This is a genomic window from Eubacterium xylanophilum ATCC 35991 (genome assembly GCF_000518685.1).
GTDB classification, from domain to species: Bacteria; Bacillota; Clostridia; order Lachnospirales; family Lachnospiraceae; genus Eubacterium_F; species Eubacterium_F xylanophilum.
This window is the reverse complement of record NZ_JAEB01000028.1, coordinates 16757-33847: the sequence shown is the minus strand read 5'-3', so window position 1 is coordinate 33847 and position 17091 is coordinate 16757. Positions and strand designations below refer to the sequence as shown.

Below are 17091 nucleotides of genomic sequence, written 5' to 3'. Positions count from 1 at the left end.
CAAATAACAAGAGATACACTATCGACGCGAAGTGTAGGCGCCACGGTGTACCGACAATTAATTAAGGAGATCTGAAAATGGGCGGATTTTTTGGAGTTGCAGCAAAGGAAGACTGCATTTTTGATTTATTTTTTGGAACGGATTATCATTCACACTTGGGCACAAGACGAGGCGGTATGGCAGTTTATGGCGATGATGGATTTGATCGTGCAATTCACAACATCGAAAATGCTCCGTTTAGAACTAAGTTTGATAAAGATGTTCAGACAATGAAGGGATATTATGGTATCGGGTGTATTTCAGATTACGAACCACAGCCTCTCATCGTCAGATCACATCATGGAACCTACGCAATTACTACAGTTAGCAAGATTAACAATACAGATGAAATTGTAAATACTATCTTTAACTCGGGAAGCTCACACTTCTTGGAGATGAGCGGCGGAGATATCAACCCAACTGAGCTAGTTGCAGCTATCATCAATCAAAAAGAAAATCTAATAGACGGAATCCACTATGCTCTCGAGCTTATCGATGGATCACTTACTTTGATGGTCATGACTCCTAAGGGAATCTATGCTGCAAGAGATAAGTATGGTAGAACACCTGTTACTATCGGCAAGAAAGACGAGGGATTTTGCATCTCATTTGAGTCATTTGCATATCAGAACCTCGGTTATGTAGACTACAAGGAGCTCGGTCCCGGAGAGATCGTAGTAGTAGACGAGAACAGTGTCAAGACCCTTGTAAGCGAAAATGAAAACATGAAGATTTGTACATTCCTCTGGGTGTACTATGGATATCCTTCAAGTTCATATGAGGGAATCAGCGTGGAAAAGATGCGATACAACTGTGGTGCAAGCCTCGCAAAGCGCGACAACGTTAAACCTGATATCGTTGCAGGTGTACCTGATTCAGGAACAGCTCACGCCATCGGATATTCCAACGCATCGGGAATTCCATTTTCGAGACCATTTATCAAGTATACACCAACTTGGCCTCGTTCATTTATGCCAACTATTCAGAGCAAGCGTAATCTCATCGCCAAGATGAAGTTGATCGCTGTTCATGATCTTATAAAAGACAAGAGTCTTCTTCTCATAGATGACTCCATCGTAAGAGGAACACAGCTTCGCGAGACAACTGAATTCCTCTACCAGAGTGGCGCCAAGGAAGTTCACATTCGCCCTGCTTGTCCACCGCTCTTGTATGGATGTAAGTATCTCAACTTCTCGAGATCTACTTCAGAGATGGAGCTCATCACAAGACGAGTTATCGCCAGACTTGAAGGCACGGAAGATTTGTCAGATGAAGTCCTTCAGCAGTACACAGATCCTGATTCAGAGAAGTATGAGCAGATGGTAGAAGAGATTCGAAAAGAGCTCAACTTCACTTCCCTTCGATTCAACAGACTTGATGACATGCTTGAATCTGTGGGAATCCCAACAGACAGACTTTGTACATATTGCTGGGACGGAAAAGAGTAATAATACATGAATAAAGCTGAACTTCGCATCTCAGTCAGGAATCTCGTGGAGTTCGTATATCGAACCGGAGATTTGCAGTCCGGCGGTCTTGGAACATCCAAGGCGAACCTGGAAGCGATGCAACTGGGATCAAAGATTCACAAAAAAATACAAAGACAAATGGGCATCGGCTATGAAGCAGAGGTGCCCTTATTTGTGTTCAAAAAATACAAAAGCAACCAGGGAAATCCTGATTTTAAGCTAAAGGTGGAAGGGCGAGCTGATGGAATCCTGCGAGATGACGAGGGCGTCCTGGTGGATGAGATTAAGGGAGTTTATGACGACCTAGATGCCATGGAGGCGCCAAAGCCGGTTCACAGGGCTCAGGCCATGTGCTATGCCTATATGATTGCAACAAAGGAAAACCTAGACAAAATTAGGGTTCAGATAACCTACTGCCACCTAGAAACCGAGTATGTCAGACGCTTTAAGGAACATTTTACCTTCGGTCAGATAGAAAAATGGTTCGACGAACTCATGGCCGAATACGAAAAATGGGCAGTCTATGAATATGATTGGACGATTCTTCGCAATAAAACCATTGACAAGCTAGAATTCCCTTTTCCCTATAGAGAGGGCCAGCGAGAATTAGCAGGTTATGTCTACAAGACCATAGAACACAACAAAAAAATATTTATCCAGGCTCCAACAGGAGTGGGAAAGACCATAACTACCATATTCCCATCCGTAAAAGCCATGGGCGAAGGTCTCGTTGACAAAATATTTTACCTGACTGCTAAGACCATCACCAGAACGGTGGCAAGTCAATGTTTTGACACTCTATCAGGAGCCTCGGAAAGAGCGCTAAAGTTCAAGGTTGTCACTATAACTGCCAAAGAAAAAAGTTGTATACTCGAAGAGCGGCCAAGCTGTAATCCGGATACCTGTCCAAGGGCCAAGGGACACTTTGACAGGATAAATGAAGCCCTATATGACATTCTCACTCACGAGGATAATCTAGACAGGGAGACTATATATAGCTATGCCGCCAAACACGAGGTCTGTCCATTTGAGCTGACTCTCGATGCCACTCTCTACGCCGATGCAGTTATAATGGACTATAATTATGCCTTTGACCCCAATGTCAGCTTACGTCGTTTCTTCTCGGAGGGAAAGAAGGACTCCTATGCTTTTTTGGTGGATGAGGCACATAATTTGGTCCCAAGAGCCAGAGAGATGTATAGCGCTGTCCTGATTAAGGAAGATTTTCTGGAAGTCAGAAAAATCATGAAAGAGGAATCTAAGATGCCCCACTCCAGGGAGGCAATCTTTGGCATCAAGAATTTCATATCAGCTCTCACCTCCGCAAATTCACAGCTTCACAAGTTGAAGACAGAGTGTGATGGATTTCAACCTCTGACAAGCGCACAGGCCCTAAACTTAAGTCTCCTAAGACTTATAAATGCCTATGAAATAATGGTCAAAGAATTAACTGAACTACCTGCACGAGATATGATTCTGGATTTTTACTTCTCTGTCAGGCACTTCGTAAATATGTATGAGGACTACGATGACAAGAGCCGAATGTATACGAAGTTCACCGAAGCAGGCAAATTCATGATTAAATTGCAGTGTATGGATCCCTCTGACAAACTCGCCGATGCCTTGGCTTATGCCAGAGGATGTGCTTTTTTCTCGGCCACACTTCTGCCTATGAATTATTATATGGAGCAGCTGTCTATATGCGATGATGACTATGCAGTTTATGCCAAATCGTCTTTTAAAACAGAACAAAGACAGATTCTTATAGCCAATAATGTAACCAGCAAATACACTCGAAGAGGTGTCAGTGAATACCGTAGAATAGCTGATTACATAGAAAAATTTGTGAGTTCTAAAACAGGAAATTATATGATATTTTTCCCTTCATATAGTTTCATGGATTCTGTTATTAATGAAATAGATTATTCAAAGCTTGGGGATGCCAGAGTGCTCATCCAAGAAGGGCATATGTCGGAGGATATGAGAGAAGAATTTCTCCAAAGCTTCGACGAGACCAATGAGGATAAAACTCTTGTGGGATTTTGCGTCATGGGCGGAATATTTTCCGAGGGAATAGACCTAAAAGAAGATAGGCTCATAGGCACTGCCATCGTCGGAACAGGACTCCCCATGGTCAGCGATGAGAGAAATTACTTCAAAGAATACTTCACTTCCAAAGGGAAAAACGGATTCGACTATGCCTATCTGTATCCGGGAATCAACAAGGTTTTCCAAGCCGGTGGTCGAGTGATTAGAACAATTAAAGATAGGGGTGTGATTCTTCTCCTAGATGAACGATTTCTGAGAAATGAGTATACTTCATTATTTCCCAAGGAATGGTTCCCATTTGAAGTAGTCACCGAAAAAACTATATCAAAAAAAATAAAGGATTTTTGGAACTCCTAGTATCCAAAAATCCTTTGCTTTATCTAATTAATTCAATTCCATCTTCCCTAATTATAATCTTTTTCTCCTTCAGAAGTCTTCCTATTGCTCGCTTGAAGGCATTCTTACTGAGAGAAAACTCCCGCTTGATAATAGCCGGTGGTGTCTTGTCATGAAAAGGCAGAAATCCTCCTGCTGCCTCCAGCTTAGCAAGAATCATCTCTGAGTCCATCCCCATCTGCACAACTGCTTTCTCTCTCATGCTGAGCGCCATCTTGCCTCCATCCCTAACTTCCTTTACGCGAAATTCATAGACCTTTCCCGGAATAATATCCTTCGTCATTTCATTGTGAGGAATAAGAGCCGAGTACTTATCTTCCACCGCCACAAAAACTCCATAGGATTCAGTAATCTCATATATACGGCCTTTCACTCTGTCGCCAACCTTGGCATCAGCCTTCTTTCCCAAATCATTGTAGATTTTCATGGTAGCACAGAGACGCGCCGATTTGTCAACATAGAGCTTTACTATAACATCATCTCCCGGCTTAACCCTGTACGTTTGCTCCTTAAATGGCAGGAACAAATCCTTGGCTAATCCCCATTCAAGAAATGCTCCAATCTTCGTAACATCCTTTACTCGGAGGGTTGCAATCTTATTCATCTCAATCATTGGACGCTCTAGAGTGGCAATCAATCTATCTTCCGAATCCTTATAAATATATGCCTCTAGAATATCCCCCTTTTCAGCTCCCTTTGGTACCTGATTATTCGGAAGCAAAATCTTCAGATCCGGGTACTCATAGGTCCCGAGATATACTCCGTTAGGGGATTTACTCATGATATAGTAACGCCCGCTTTTTCCTATCACTTTACTCTCTATTCCAATTGATAATTCGCTCAATTTGGTTCTCCTCATTTCCTCACCCGACTGGGGTGAATTTTACATTAACATATGTCTCGCCGTCCATATTTACAAGCTTTACAAAGTGTTTTCCTTCCACTTCCTTGTAAAATATTCTGACAGTATGTCCCAGTTTGGCCGGATTTACATATTCTACATTTAACTCTCTTATCTCAAGACCGACAGGAATATAACCTGCGGCAATCTTGATATACTCTGCATTATTAACATGCTCATTGGTATCTAAAAGCGGCTCTCTTATCTTGATGGAATCCACCTCATCCATTTCCTTGGGCATCTTGACCTTGCGACTGGATTTCTCCATCGGATATCGCTCATCTATATCAAACTTTGCAATCTCCTCCGGACTTGGACATGACACTGAATTGGTCGAAGAATCGAAGTAAATCCAATATGTGTCCGCATATGCTATAACCTTTCCCTCTTGGTTTTCCATGGTAAAGTTACGCATGCCATAAAGGCCTGTAAAAGCATATGGCCAGGTGGCGACAACCACATCATCTCCCACCATAGGACGATCCTCTATGATGATATGCCAGGAGTAGACAAACCATGCATGATGCTGACTCTTGAGATCCATGCACTTCATTCCTCTGCTGTCTGTGTGCTTCATAGAGCAATCTTGAAACAGATTGACAAGCTCATGAATCTTGAGTTTCCCCTTCGTATCAACCTTGCTATATCCTATATAATTATCTGTTTTAAACATTATCTCACCTTCTCTAATCAAGTTTTAACCACTGGGACATCCCCGCTCCATGATTGCCAAATGGTCTTCTGCTGAATCCTAGCTTTCCATAAAACTCTTCCTTGCCGTAAGCTGACATGAGATTAACCATTATGGTATCTCCCTCTTCTTCCAGCTGACTTCGAAGCCACTCCAGAACATTTTCAATTATCATCCGTCCAAGGCCCTGGGACTGATAATCCGGATGCACGATGACATCACAGATAAAATACACATAACCGCCATCGCCCACAACTCTAGCCATGCCGATTTTCTTCCCCTCATATTCCAAAAAAACCTTGTAAAGTGAATTTTCCAGAGCCCTCTTAGCTCTCTCTTCTTTGAGCAGAATAAAATCTACACTGTCGCGCAGGGCATTGTAATCCTCTGTAGAGATGTCATGCACTAGGCGAATATCTTCTTTGTTCATACGTCTATATACTCCTATAAAAATTGTCTTACGAACGACGTGAGTAAGACCAGCAAAATGCGTTTCACAAAATTGTCTTACGAACGACGTGAGTAAGACCAGCAAAATGCGTTTCCAAATAAACAAGAGCCTCCTGCAGAGACTCTTTATTAATCAATCGTTCATAGATCAAACATCACTCTACTTAAACTGGTTTGTAATCTCATCATAATGATAATCCAAGCTTCCAAGCTTCTCAATTACAAATTCCTTGTCAACATCGTTCATCTCGCAAAACTCCTCAAGCGATGTATACTGATCTCTGAGCTGAGTATTGGCATAACTCAGCAAGATAATGGGGTCTTCTGGTACCTGCATATCTTCCTAACCTTTCTTTCCTAAAAACAAAATCAATAGTTTTCCTGCTACCTTCAATTCCAAAGAATGTTCTAGTTTGGATTCCTGTGCTTGAGGATGATTTCCTCAAAACGGCGATTAGACGCAGCAACTTCATCATCCGGAACATCTTCTGTATAACGTTCTTCTTCCTCGGATAAAGATTTCAACAATTCATCCAAGTCTTCACTATCAAAAAAATCCTTCATGAAATCACTCCATTCTTGCCATAAATCCACATGTGAATTCTCTATTTTCTCAGATAGTACCTACATTTTATCACAATAAAGCTAACTATACAAGCCTAATATTCTAGATGTCTAAAATGTACATGAGATAAAGCTTTGCAAAACCTTTTCTTCCGGCATAAATCCTATTTCTCATGGTTCTCACCATTCTCTTGTACTCCTTGACCCTCGACTTGTCAAAGTCATTCTGACTAAAACTAGCTTCAAAAGTCATTCGAACCATCTCATATACGTCATCTATTCTACAGTCGTAGTGACTTGCAATTTCCTGAGCATAGTCTGCCATGCTTTGGCCTTTATATCGTATTCCATCTGCTCTAAACACCTTTTCAAGATGCCTATAATGCACAAGAATCTTCTCTCTGCCTCTGCTCCTTGAGAGTTTAGCCTTGTACATGGCAAATCTCACGCGCCTCTGAATCTCCATAGCAAACGCAAAAGCTAATAAAATTCCAACTACCAAGATGATGATTTTTACAAAGAGAGGCAAAGTTTTCGGAACATTTTCACTATTAGAAATATTCTGACCATCTTCACCGGTACCATTGTCCATCTCCTGAGAGTGATCCTCACCATCATCATGATTATAGTTCTTGGTGTCGATATTCTCAAATTCCATATTTTCTTCAGGCCTTGGAGTTGCCGTTGCAGCACTCATCTCTGTCTTTTCTTCTTCTTTGTCTTTTTTATTCTTCTTTTCCTTGTTGTCCTTTTTGTCTTTACCTGAATTTGCATCAGGATTAGGCAAGCCGTCGTCAAATGATCCGCCCGACTGAATACTCTCCTCTTCGCCACGTCCCGGCGTTGTCTCAACTGGGATAAATCCATAATTTGGATGATAAACTTCTATCCAAGCATGAAGGTCATTGTCCTTTACATCCACCTCATCCGATGAATTTACGGCATCGCTGATCTGCTCCTTGGACACAAAAGCTCCCTCGACATATCTTGTCGGTATCCCCACGCTTCTGAGCAAAAGCGCTGTGGCTGTTGCATAGTGTTCACAGTACCCCTTTTTGTTCTTGTCGAGAAAATACTCAACAAAATCCACATCTGAAGGTGTCTTACCGGGAGACAAGGTATAGTCTGTTCGACTCATAACATATTCCTTGGTAGCCGTGATCACTTGATACATGGATGCAAAACCAGCCTTGTACTTATCAAGCAACTGGTTCTGCTTGACCATATAATCTTTGTAATTCTTAACAGTATTATCCATGCTCGTAGGCACCGTCAGATAATACTTGTTGACAAAATCCTGGAGTCTATTTTTATTGCTCTCTACAGACTTCCAAAATACCTCATTGGCAACATTATACTGATTTGCCCATAATTCTCCGCGGAATGTAGAACATATTTCCGCTAAATATTTTTCACTATATACTAATCCTGGCTCATGAGGCTTAATCTTACCTTGCTCCGTAACAAATCCCGTACTCGGATAATACGGTGCAACATAATCACCTCTACCAAACCCCAAATTCTTGATCTTGAGAGTTCCCTCTCGCCATAGATTGGGATTTCCCGTAGTCTGACTGTCACCAATCTGGTTTCTCAGCGCAACCTGCCAATCATCCACGCTGAGTCCGTCATCCTTTAGACTCTTGAGATCCTTATCATATTGCTCTCTGTTCGTGGTAACCTGACGCCATCTGTTGTCAATAAACTCTCCACCAACATATCCCTTTAGATACATACCGTGATCTCGTTGAAACTCACCTGACAACACCATGAGCTTCTCGCCTGTATAATTTATACTTGCTGTATCACCAACTCGTCCATATGACAGCGCATCCCCCTTCATCATAGACTTGAAAAATACGAATATTTCATCTGCATCCATACTTCCAAGGGAAATAAGTGTATTCTTTACTTCGGTAATATCTGCCGTATGTCTCTCATATCTATCAGGAGGCACAATGATATAGACAATCAAACCTATTCCAAGCCCCAGTCCCGCTAGAATCAGAGAAATCTTCTGACGCAGGCGCTTGTCCGTTATATCATCCTTCAACCTTCTTGATCCTATAACTGCAAAAGTGGTCATAAGATACATAATAACATACTTAAACTCTCCCACTTTTCCAACACATATTGGCCCCAAGAAAAATGCTCCGGTAAGCAATAAGTATAGCCCAGCTTTTCTCTTTCTATAAAAATTACTACTTATAATCGCTGTAATAAGCGCAAATACAATTATAATTACAAGAGTATCACAGTAATTTATATCCGCTTCAACGCCCTCAAAACTCTTAACAGGAATGAGTTTTTGAGAAGACTGAGTGTAATTCATAAACTCTTTGGTATAGGTATTTAATATGTTAAAAACGCCCTTCTTAAACTCGCCCAAATACCTTATAATAGCTAGAATAGCAAAGACAACTATGCCTATGACACCGTACATTTTTCCGCCCTTAAATGTCTCCAGCATAGTAAATAAAATATGGAAGAGAATACATAATACCAAAAGTGTTATCATCACCGCTTTATTATTAAATGGCACAGAAACACTACCCATGGCACACATAATAGCCGAGTATATACCCACAAAAAGCAGCAATACCTGGCTAGCATCCATTATGAAGTTTTTAATTCTACTCTTCTTCATAGTGAACTAATGCTCCTCTCTCATGTCAATAACTTCAATCTCACCCAATGTAAGATGGTCTAACTCATGCTCATCATGATCAACTACAGTTACATACATAGCTGTATCCTTAGCCCTTCCATTGTCCCAATCCGCAAGGGCTGATGACAATTCCTCCGGATCTTCAGACACAAGGCTCTTAAAGAGTTCCTCAAATGTCCAGAACAACTCTTCCTCCGACTCAATCTTAAACTCTTTGATAATATCAATCTCGTAATCATACCATATAAACTCGATTGGAACAGCATTTTCCAAGAATCTCATGGCAATAGAATACAGTCCCTGAACAAGCAAATCAGACTCTTGCTCATTCTTGACACATAAATCAATAAATATTGTTACCAGTTTTGATAGTGGCAAACTTCCCTCTTTTACCATATAGTGTCCAACTTTACTACTGAGTTTCCAATGAATTCTATGGAAGCTATCGCCATCCTCAAAATCTCGGACATTGAAAATCTCAGATGGATCATCACCCTTCTTGTAAAGAGAGAATCTATCACTTTCCAAGTTATTTCTCTGATACCACTTATCTTTATCGATATACATATCCTTGACAGGAGGCATAACAAGCACATATTGCTTTTCGAATTTCTTGCCAACTGTCATTGCAAAGATGCTAAAATAGTCATATATTTTTACTCTATCAACTGATACTGCCACCGTTCCACAGTGCAATGCATCAATGACAATACGCCTACTTCTGGTCTTTCCCGCATCTACAGAAAATCTAACCTTTAGCTTTCCCTTCTCACCTGTGAACTTATTAAAATAGCTAACACTTGCTATTCCCTTCTGAATCGGAAGAAATTTGCATCTATTTTCAACATTCATAATTATGGTGACTTTGGCATGTTCATCCATGGTATTTTTTTCTGCAAGTGGGTTTTTACATTCTACTGTAACTTTGGTATTAACTCTAAGAATAATAAGAAAAATAAGCATGACAATAGGGAGAACAAGCAATGTTCCCATAATCGCAACTGTTCCATATGAAAGATCTATAAGAAATATCGCCGCCGATATCAACAGCGTGACGACATACATAATCGTTCCCAGCGTCATGATAAACTCCTATCCGTATATATTCATCAAATCTTACAATCTAGGTGCCTGAACCTTATCCAAGATTTCCTCAACTATGTCATCCTCTGTTACATGATTCATTCTAGCCTTACCATTGAGCAAAAGTCTGTGTGAAAGTACAGACTTAGCTACTTTCTTTATATCCTCAGGAAGCACGTGATCTCTTCCCTGCAAGAATGCATGTCCCTTTGACATATCTACAAAAGCCAATGTTCCACGAGGGCTTACTCCCAGTGAAAGCATAGCATGATTTCTAGTTTTGTCCACAATCTCTGACAAATACTTGAGAATTCGCTCATCCACATATACAGAACGAACCTGCTCCTGCATAGTTATAAGCTCTTCTTTGGATATGATTTCTTGAATATAGTCGAGAGGATTCACATCCTGACGCTCCTGTATAAGGCGCATCTCCTCTTCCATAGTCGGATAACCCATAGAAATTCGAATCATAAATCTATCAAGCTGTGACTCAGGAAGCATCTGTGTTCCCGCGGAACCCACAGGATTCTGTGTCGCCACAACGATAAAAGGATTTGGAAGCTGTCTTGTCACACCATCTACTGTAACCTGCCCCTCTTCCATTACCTCCAAGAGCGCTGACTGAGTCTTGGTCGATGTACGGTTAATCTCATCTGCTAGCAAAAGATTACACAGTATTGCTCCCGGCTTGTAGACCATTTCTCCGTCTACATCAAGCATGTTAAATCCCACAACATCACTAGGCAAAACATCTGGTGTAAACTGCAATCTTCGCTCTGTCAACTCCATTGCACGTGAAAAAGCTACCGCAAGTGTGGTCTTACCTACTCCGGGAATATCCTCGATAAGGATGTGACCTCTTGCCAAGATAGATGACATAACGAGTTCGATGGCTTCATCCTTTCCCTTAATAACCTTACCTACCTCTTCAAGTACCAATCTAGCATTTCCCTGCATCGTAAATCCTCCTAATATTAAGTACAAGCCCCACCTGAAATTAGGTGGGGATTGCATATGTTCTTCGTTATTACTTTCTAATTATATTTGCTTCAACCTACTTTAAATCTAAACTTTTGAAGCTCTCTCTCATCATCAGAATCACCGACTTCGATGATAGCACCCAAGTTTCTGAGCTTCTCATCAAACTTCTCATATCCTCTCTCGATATAATGAATCTGATCAATGACAGTTATTCCCTCAGCTGCAAGACCGGCAATTACAAGAGCCGCTCCCGCTCTCAAGTCTGGCGCAACAACGTCGGCACCCGTGAGCTTCTCTACACCGGTAACGATAGCTGCATTACCCTCCACATTGAAGTTTGCCCCCATCCTTCTGAGCTCTGCAATATACTTAAATCTTGTCTCGAAAATAGTCTCTGTGACAATACTAACTCCCTCTGATAATGCGAGAAGAGTTGTCATCTGTGGCTGCATATCCGTAGGAAATCCCGGATATGGCATTGTCTTGACATTGGCATATCCAAGTCTCTTGTCCGCAACTACATGTACATAATCGTCATATTCTCTAACCTTAGCACCAATCTCAGTAAGCTTAGCTGTTATAGCCTCCAAGTGCTTAGGAATTACATTCTTAATATATACATCCCCACCAGTTGCAGCTGCCGCTAACATAAATGTTCCGGCCTCAATCTGATCTGGAATAATCGAATACTCACTTCCGTGAAGCTTCTCAACTCCACGAATTCGGATAGCATCCGTACCAGCTCCCTTGATATTAGCTCCCATACTGTTGAGGAAGTTGGCCACATCTACGATGTGTGGCTCCTTCGCAGGATTTTCGATAATAGTCTTGCCATTTGAAAGCGCTGCAACCATCATAATGTTGATTGTAGCTCCAACACTTGGACAGTCAAGATAAATATGACTTCCCTCGAGATTCTCTGCAATCGCATCTATCATACCATTGTGAATAGTAACCTTAGCACCCAACTGCTCAAAGCCCTTGATGTGCTGGTCGATTGGACGACTTCCAATCTGGCATCCACCCGGAAGAGCTACTACTGCTTTTTTGTATTTTCCAAGAAGGGCCCCAACAAGATAATAAGACCCTCTAATCTTTCTTATATATTCGTCATCAACAATTACATCGCTCACTGTAGAGCCATCGATTCTAACTGTGTTCTCATCTAGGTGCTCTACCTTTGCACCTATGCCATCGAGAGCGTCCAGCAGGACTTTGACATCATCCACTTGTGGAAGATTGTCAATTACGACAGGTTCATCCGCCATGATTGCTGCAACGATAATCCCCAATGCTGCATTCTTAGCCCCGCCAATCTGAACTTCTCCTCTAAGTGGCTGTCCACCTTTAATCATGTATTGTTTCATAGTTATTTTCTCTCCAAACACTAAACTATTTTCTAAAAACCCTCTACTAGATAGTATATCACAACTATTTCGGGAATGGAACAAAAATATAATATTATTTTTTCTTCACAGAATACCCGAATTTACCAAGTTTCTCGCCAAGTTCAAAGTACTCTCCATGAGAATAGGCAACAGGCCCGAGTTTGTTAAACTCAAACTTGCCGGTCTCATTCATATGTTCCCCACTTACTTGAACACTTTTAACCTCTGCAACAAACATATGGTGTGACCCAAGTTCCAAAACATCCTTGACCTTGCACTCAATATTCACCGGACTCTCAACTATAATCGGCGCATACTCGAGAGCATTGGCCTTTCCAGCTGTCAAATTCAGCTTCTCAAACTTATCCACATCGCGTCCACTCTTGACGCCACACCAATCCGTAGCATATGCAAGATCCTTTGTCACGAGATTTATTACAAATTCCCCACTCTCGCGAATAATATTATAGGAATGTCTCTCCGGTCTAACCGATATCGACACCATCGCAGGATCAGAACAAATCGTCCCCGCCCATGCTACCGTAATTATATTATTTCTGGCATTTTCACTACCACAACTCACCATAACCACGGGAATTGGATAGAGCATATTGCCGGGTTTCCATATATCTTTACTCATAACAGACACCTTATAACTTTACCTTGTATGTTATTCTCGTCTCAAGTTCCTTGTTGGTAACAAGAAAATCTTCGATTTCCTTATCGTCTCCTGCAAGTATAACCACAATCTGACGGTTGTAGCTGTCCATCATCTTAATGAGATTCGCGATACCTTGCACTGACATAGACGGTGCATTGTTGATATACATACATCCTCCAATGAACTTCTCAGCCCACTCCATGAGGTCAATTGTATCAATCTTCTCACCATCCACCTTTCCAAGATACTTAGCTTCCGTAAAGTAGTTAAGCTTTCGCATTTCCTTGAAAAGTCTCTTGGCAACTGCAAGAGAGATACCCTCACCGCCACCGGCTAGTGCAAAGTGAATCGTCTTATCTTCACTTCTAAACTTATAAATTGTATTCTTAAGAGTCCTATATATAATGCCATTCTCAGAAATCTCCTCCGGAACATTTTCAGGCACCGCAGGCTTTGGAGCTTCCATTCTAAGCCCCTTCTCTCTCATCTTTTTCTCAAGATCAAGAGTGGCATCCAATGACTCAACTTTACCGGTATTACCAATTTTGCTAAGAGTGTCATCAAGAGATTCGATGTTATCCTTTCTCTTCTTCTGACTCTTCTTGGCGCTGTCCATAACTCCCTGAACCTCACCTGCAAGTATGGCTTGCACATCAATCTCAGCTGTGGACTGTTGCTTGTATGTATCAAGCTCTCGCTGACTCTTGTTGTCATCGATAGTTTTCATCCTGCCAGCTTCGTTATTTTCGCCAAACACAACCGGATTGTGTCTAACCGGCATCCTTTCAGCCTCAATCTCATTCTCAATCACCGGAACTTTTCCTGTCTTATGCATCTCTACGCCATTCACCTCTGGCTTTGCATCCTCGACAGGAGTATCCTCTTCCTCCGGTTCTTCTGTTGGCTGTTCTTCTGACTCTATTGCCACATCTTCAAGTGTCTCCACTCGTCTGGTGTCCTCTATATCTTCTTCTGAGTCCTCTTCGTCGTCCTCCTCATCCAAATCAACTTTAAAGAGATTGACAAACTTGGACAAGAAACCTTTCTTAGGTTTTTTCTTCTCTTCAGGCTCCTCTTCCTCTATGGCAACGCTCTCATCTACTATAACATCCGACTTCTTCTCTTCAGGAAGGTCGAATTCAAAAGGATTCTCGCTATCTGTCGCGAAAATATTCTGCTCATCAGCAGGTTCCTCGACTGGTTCCTCTGCCACTTCTTCCGGTTCTTCTGCTACTTCTTCTACTTCTTCTATAGCTTCTTCTTCCGGCTCCTCTGTCACTTCTTCTGTAGCTTCTTCTTCCGGCTCCTCTGTCACTTCTTCTGTAGCCTCTTCTTCCGGCTCCTCTACTACTTCTTCTGTAGCTTCTTCCGGCTCCTCTGTCACTTCTTCTGCGACTTCTTCCGGCTCCTCTGAAGATTCTTCTTTTATCCTTCTCTCCGCTTCAAGTTCTCTCTGAGCAAGCGAACGAGAAATATCTCCAATTATGGAGTCATCATATATAACATCTTTCTTCACAGGCTCTTCTGGTTCATCCATCTCATTACCTGTGATTTCTTTGACTTTAACTGTAGCAACCGGTGTGACATTTGTATATAAACTGCTATAATCCGGACGAATTGGTTCCGGAATATCTCTTTCCTCCGGTTTCTCCCAATATGGACTCATACAGCGTTCACGAAGTTCGTCAGCCTTATCAATGATATTTCCATAACCAAACCAAAGCTTGAGCTTTTCACATTCATCAATACACTTCTCACGCATCCCCTCCATCTCATAGAGAGTTGCAAGCTGATATCCCCATTCTTCAGTATATTCTTGGCTATTTAATTCCTCTAATATTTCAATCAGATATGTTCTAGACCTTCCTTCAGCTTTTGCAAGACGATACTTCATCTCATATGTATCAACAGATTCACCACAAATAATCTCATATGCCAAAAGAAGCTCTCTAGCTTCTTCTAAATCATCCATCCTTATTACAAGCATAAGAAGGCGTCGCAAAGACTGACGAGTAGACCTGCGACGATAAACTGTATAATATAATTCTTTTGCAATATCAAGCCTCTCGGCCTTCATAAATATATCTGCATAATCATAGATATCTCTAATTGATGGAATGAGTGAAAAATCTAGATGCTCAATTTCCTCCATCGCCTTTAGATATTGATTACTATTAATCATATCACGGATTTGTAGACACTTTGAAGCAATCTCTCGCTTAGTCATAGATATACCACCATTTCTTCATTAATCCCTACTTATAACATCATACTACATATATATAAATCCGCGCATCTCGCTTTGAATTACCGTCATAAGACGTTACCTCTACAGTTAACTCGATTCAGGCAACCTCGCGACACACAAAAATTATTGCTTAGTGCTGCTTCATTCCTGACCTGACACGGTTCACAAGTTTTTGTTGCGCAAGACCCAAACGTCAACGCCACTTATAGAGGGCAGCTCTTTATCAGATAACCCGAGGCAAGACAACACCTCTGCTATAGCGGATTGCAGATACAGGGCACCGCTAACTCCCCGGCTGCGCGGAAATATTAACTTTATACTGCGCATAGGCACACATGTTAAGTATAGCTTTTTTTTAGGGGCATGTCAAGATGTTTTTTGGCTTTCCCCCTCTCGGGGCATGCCAAATCCTGATTTTTCATATAGGCATGCCCCGTAGCTCACTTGGGAGTGGAGCAAATCCCTCTGGGGGCATGCCAAATCTCGCTTTTTCACATAGGCATGCCCCGTAGCTCGCTTGGGAACGGAGCAAGTCCCTCTGGGGGCATGCCAAACCCTCTTTTTTCACATAGGCATGCCCCGTGGCTCACTTGAGAGCAGAGCAAGTCGCTCCGCGGGCATGCCAAACCCTTCTTTTTCATATAGGCATGCCCCGTAGCTCACTTGGGAGTGGAGCAAATCCCTCTGGGGGCATGCCAAACCCTCTTTTTTCACATAGGCATGCCCCGTAGCTCGCTTGGGAACGGAGCAAGACGCTTCAGGGGCATGCCAAATCAAACTTTTTTATATAGGCATGCCCCGTGGCTCACTTGAGAGCAGAGCAAGTCGCTTCAGGGGCATGCCAAATCTCGCTTTTTCATATAGGCATGCCCCGTGGCTAGCTTGGGAACGGAGCAAGACGCTCCGCGGGCATGCCAAACCCTTCTTTTTCACATAGGCATGCCCCGTAGCTCACTTGGGAGTGGAGCAAATCCCTCTGGGGGCATGCCAAACCCTCTTTTTTCACATAGGCATGCCCCGTAGCTAGCTTGGGAACGGAGCAAGTCGCTTCGGGGGCATGCCAAATCCTGATTTTTCATATAGGCATGCCCCGTAGCTCACTTGGGAACAAAGCAAGTCGCTTCAGGGGCATGCCAAATCTCGCTTTTTCATATAGGCATGCCCCGTGGCTAGCTTGGGAACGGAGCAAGACGCTCCGGGGGCATGCCAAACCCTCTTTTTTCACATAGGCATGCCCCGTGGCTCACTTGGGAACGGAGCAAATCCCTCTGGGGGCATGCCAAATCAAGCTTTTTCATATAGGCATGCCCCGTAGCTCACTTGGGAACAAAGCAAGTCGCTCCGCGGGCATGCCAAATCAAGCTTTTTCATATAGGCATGCCCCGTGGCTAGCTTGGGAACGGAGCAAGTCGCTCCGCGGGCATGCCAAACCCTGTTTTTTCATATAGGCATGCCCCACCCACTAATAGTCTTTTATTTTCCACAAATATGTGCTAAAAT

13 protein-coding genes and 1 other RNA gene are annotated in these 17091 nt (G+C 42.3%); 2 read left to right on the top strand and 12 right to left on the bottom strand.

What is annotated here, in order from left to right; all coding sequences use genetic code 11:
* Positions 1-77: 77 nt before the first annotated feature.
* A complete protein-coding gene (locus L877_RS0106445; protein ID WP_026835378.1) occupies positions 78-1487 on the top strand; it encodes an amidophosphoribosyltransferase in 1410 nt (469 codons plus the stop codon).
* A gap of 6 nt (positions 1488-1493) precedes the next feature.
* Positions 1494-3914, top strand: a complete 2421-nt coding sequence (locus L877_RS0106440) for an ATP-dependent DNA helicase (protein WP_026835377.1) — start codon at positions 1494-1496, stop codon at positions 3912-3914.
* 19 nt (positions 3915-3933) lie between these two features.
* Here L877_RS0106440 and L877_RS0106435 read toward each other — a convergent pair whose 3' ends face one another.
* From L877_RS0106435 to ffs, 12 genes are all read right to left on the bottom strand, one after another.
* Entirely contained in the window at positions 3934-4797 is an 864-nt protein-coding gene (locus L877_RS0106435) for a CvfB family protein (protein ID WP_242837130.1), read from the bottom strand.
* Between the two features lie 19 nt (positions 4798-4816).
* Positions 4817-5527 carry an acyl-[acyl-carrier-protein] thioesterase gene (locus L877_RS0106430; protein WP_026835375.1) on the bottom strand — a complete coding sequence of 237 codons (711 nt, stop codon included), beginning with the start codon at positions 5525-5527 and terminating at the stop codon, positions 4817-4819.
* Between the two features lie 13 nt (positions 5528-5540).
* A complete protein-coding gene (locus L877_RS0106425) occupies positions 5541-5975 on the bottom strand; it encodes a GNAT family N-acetyltransferase (protein ID WP_026835374.1) in 435 nt (144 codons plus the stop codon).
* Positions 5976-6155: 180 nt separating this feature from the next.
* Positions 6156-6332 carry a DUF4250 domain-containing protein gene (locus L877_RS0106420; RefSeq protein ID WP_026835373.1) on the bottom strand — a complete coding sequence of 59 codons (177 nt, stop codon included), beginning with the start codon at positions 6330-6332 and terminating at the stop codon, positions 6156-6158.
* Positions 6333-6403: 71 nt separating this feature from the next.
* Positions 6404-6559: a hypothetical protein gene (locus tag L877_RS14110; RefSeq protein WP_156923003.1), complete on the bottom strand. Its 156-nt coding sequence runs from the start codon at positions 6557-6559 to the stop codon at positions 6404-6406.
* A gap of 103 nt (positions 6560-6662) precedes the next feature.
* On the bottom strand, positions 6663-9206 hold the full coding sequence (locus tag L877_RS0106410) for a transglutaminase-like domain-containing protein (RefSeq protein ID WP_026835372.1): 2544 nt from the start codon (positions 9204-9206) through the stop codon (positions 6663-6665).
* Positions 9207-9212: 6 nt separating this feature from the next.
* The gene (locus tag L877_RS0106405) at positions 9213-10310 is read right to left on the bottom strand and encodes a DUF58 domain-containing protein (RefSeq protein WP_026835371.1); all 1098 of its coding nucleotides are present in this window, start codon (positions 10308-10310) and stop codon (positions 9213-9215) included.
* A 33-nt stretch (positions 10311-10343) separates the two neighbouring features.
* Entirely contained in the window at positions 10344-11270 is a 927-nt protein-coding gene (locus tag L877_RS0106400; RefSeq protein ID WP_026835370.1) for an AAA family ATPase, read from the bottom strand.
* Positions 11271-11362: 92 nt separating this feature from the next.
* A complete protein-coding gene (locus L877_RS0106395) occupies positions 11363-12661 on the bottom strand; it encodes a UDP-N-acetylglucosamine 1-carboxyvinyltransferase (RefSeq protein ID WP_026835369.1) in 1299 nt (432 codons plus the stop codon).
* Between the two features lie 94 nt (positions 12662-12755).
* Positions 12756-13322, bottom strand: coding sequence for a flavin reductase family protein (locus L877_RS0106390; RefSeq protein ID WP_026835368.1), 567 nt, complete (start codon positions 13320-13322; stop codon positions 12756-12758).
* 10 nt (positions 13323-13332) lie between these two features.
* The gene (locus tag L877_RS0106385) at positions 13333-15570 is read right to left on the bottom strand and encodes a hypothetical protein (protein ID WP_026835367.1); all 2238 of its coding nucleotides are present in this window, start codon (positions 15568-15570) and stop codon (positions 13333-13335) included.
* A 61-nt stretch (positions 15571-15631) separates the two neighbouring features.
* Positions 15632-15894, bottom strand: an RNA gene (gene ffs, locus L877_RS13885) — signal recognition particle sRNA large type.
* Between the last annotated feature and the right edge of the window lie 1197 nt (positions 15895-17091).

Excerpts from the sequence above, each read along its gene's own strand:
- L877_RS0106445 (WP_026835378.1), top strand. The coding sequence starts at position 78 with ATGGGCGGATTTTTTGGAGTTGCAGCAAAGGAAGACTGCATTTTTGAT.
- L877_RS0106440 (WP_026835377.1), top strand. The coding sequence starts at position 1,494 with ATGAATAAAGCTGAACTTCGCATCTCAGTCAGGAATCTCGTGGAGTTC.
- L877_RS0106430 (WP_026835375.1), bottom strand. The coding sequence starts at position 5,527 with ATGTTTAAAACAGATAATTATATAGGATATAGCAAGGTTGATACGAAG.
- L877_RS0106425 (WP_026835374.1), bottom strand. The coding sequence starts at position 5,975 with ATGAACAAAGAAGATATTCGCCTAGTGCATGACATCTCTACAGAGGAT.
- L877_RS0106420 (WP_026835373.1), bottom strand. The coding sequence starts at position 6,332 with ATGCAGGTACCAGAAGACCCCATTATCTTGCTGAGTTATGCCAATACT.
- L877_RS14110 (WP_156923003.1), bottom strand. The coding sequence starts at position 6,559 with ATGAAGGATTTTTTTGATAGTGAAGACTTGGATGAATTGTTGAAATCT.
- L877_RS0106410 (WP_026835372.1), bottom strand. The coding sequence starts at position 9,206 with ATGAAGAAGAGTAGAATTAAAAACTTCATAATGGATGCTAGCCAGGTA.
- L877_RS0106405 (WP_026835371.1), bottom strand. The coding sequence starts at position 10,310 with ATGACGCTGGGAACGATTATGTATGTCGTCACGCTGTTGATATCGGCG.
- L877_RS0106400 (WP_026835370.1), bottom strand. The coding sequence starts at position 11,270 with ATGCAGGGAAATGCTAGATTGGTACTTGAAGAGGTAGGTAAGGTTATT.
- L877_RS0106395 (WP_026835369.1), bottom strand. The coding sequence starts at position 12,661 with ATGAAACAATACATGATTAAAGGTGGACAGCCACTTAGAGGAGAAGTT.
- L877_RS0106390 (WP_026835368.1), bottom strand. The coding sequence starts at position 13,322 with ATGAGTAAAGATATATGGAAACCCGGCAATATGCTCTATCCAATTCCC.
- L877_RS0106385 (WP_026835367.1), bottom strand. The coding sequence starts at position 15,570 with ATGACTAAGCGAGAGATTGCTTCAAAGTGTCTACAAATCCGTGATATG.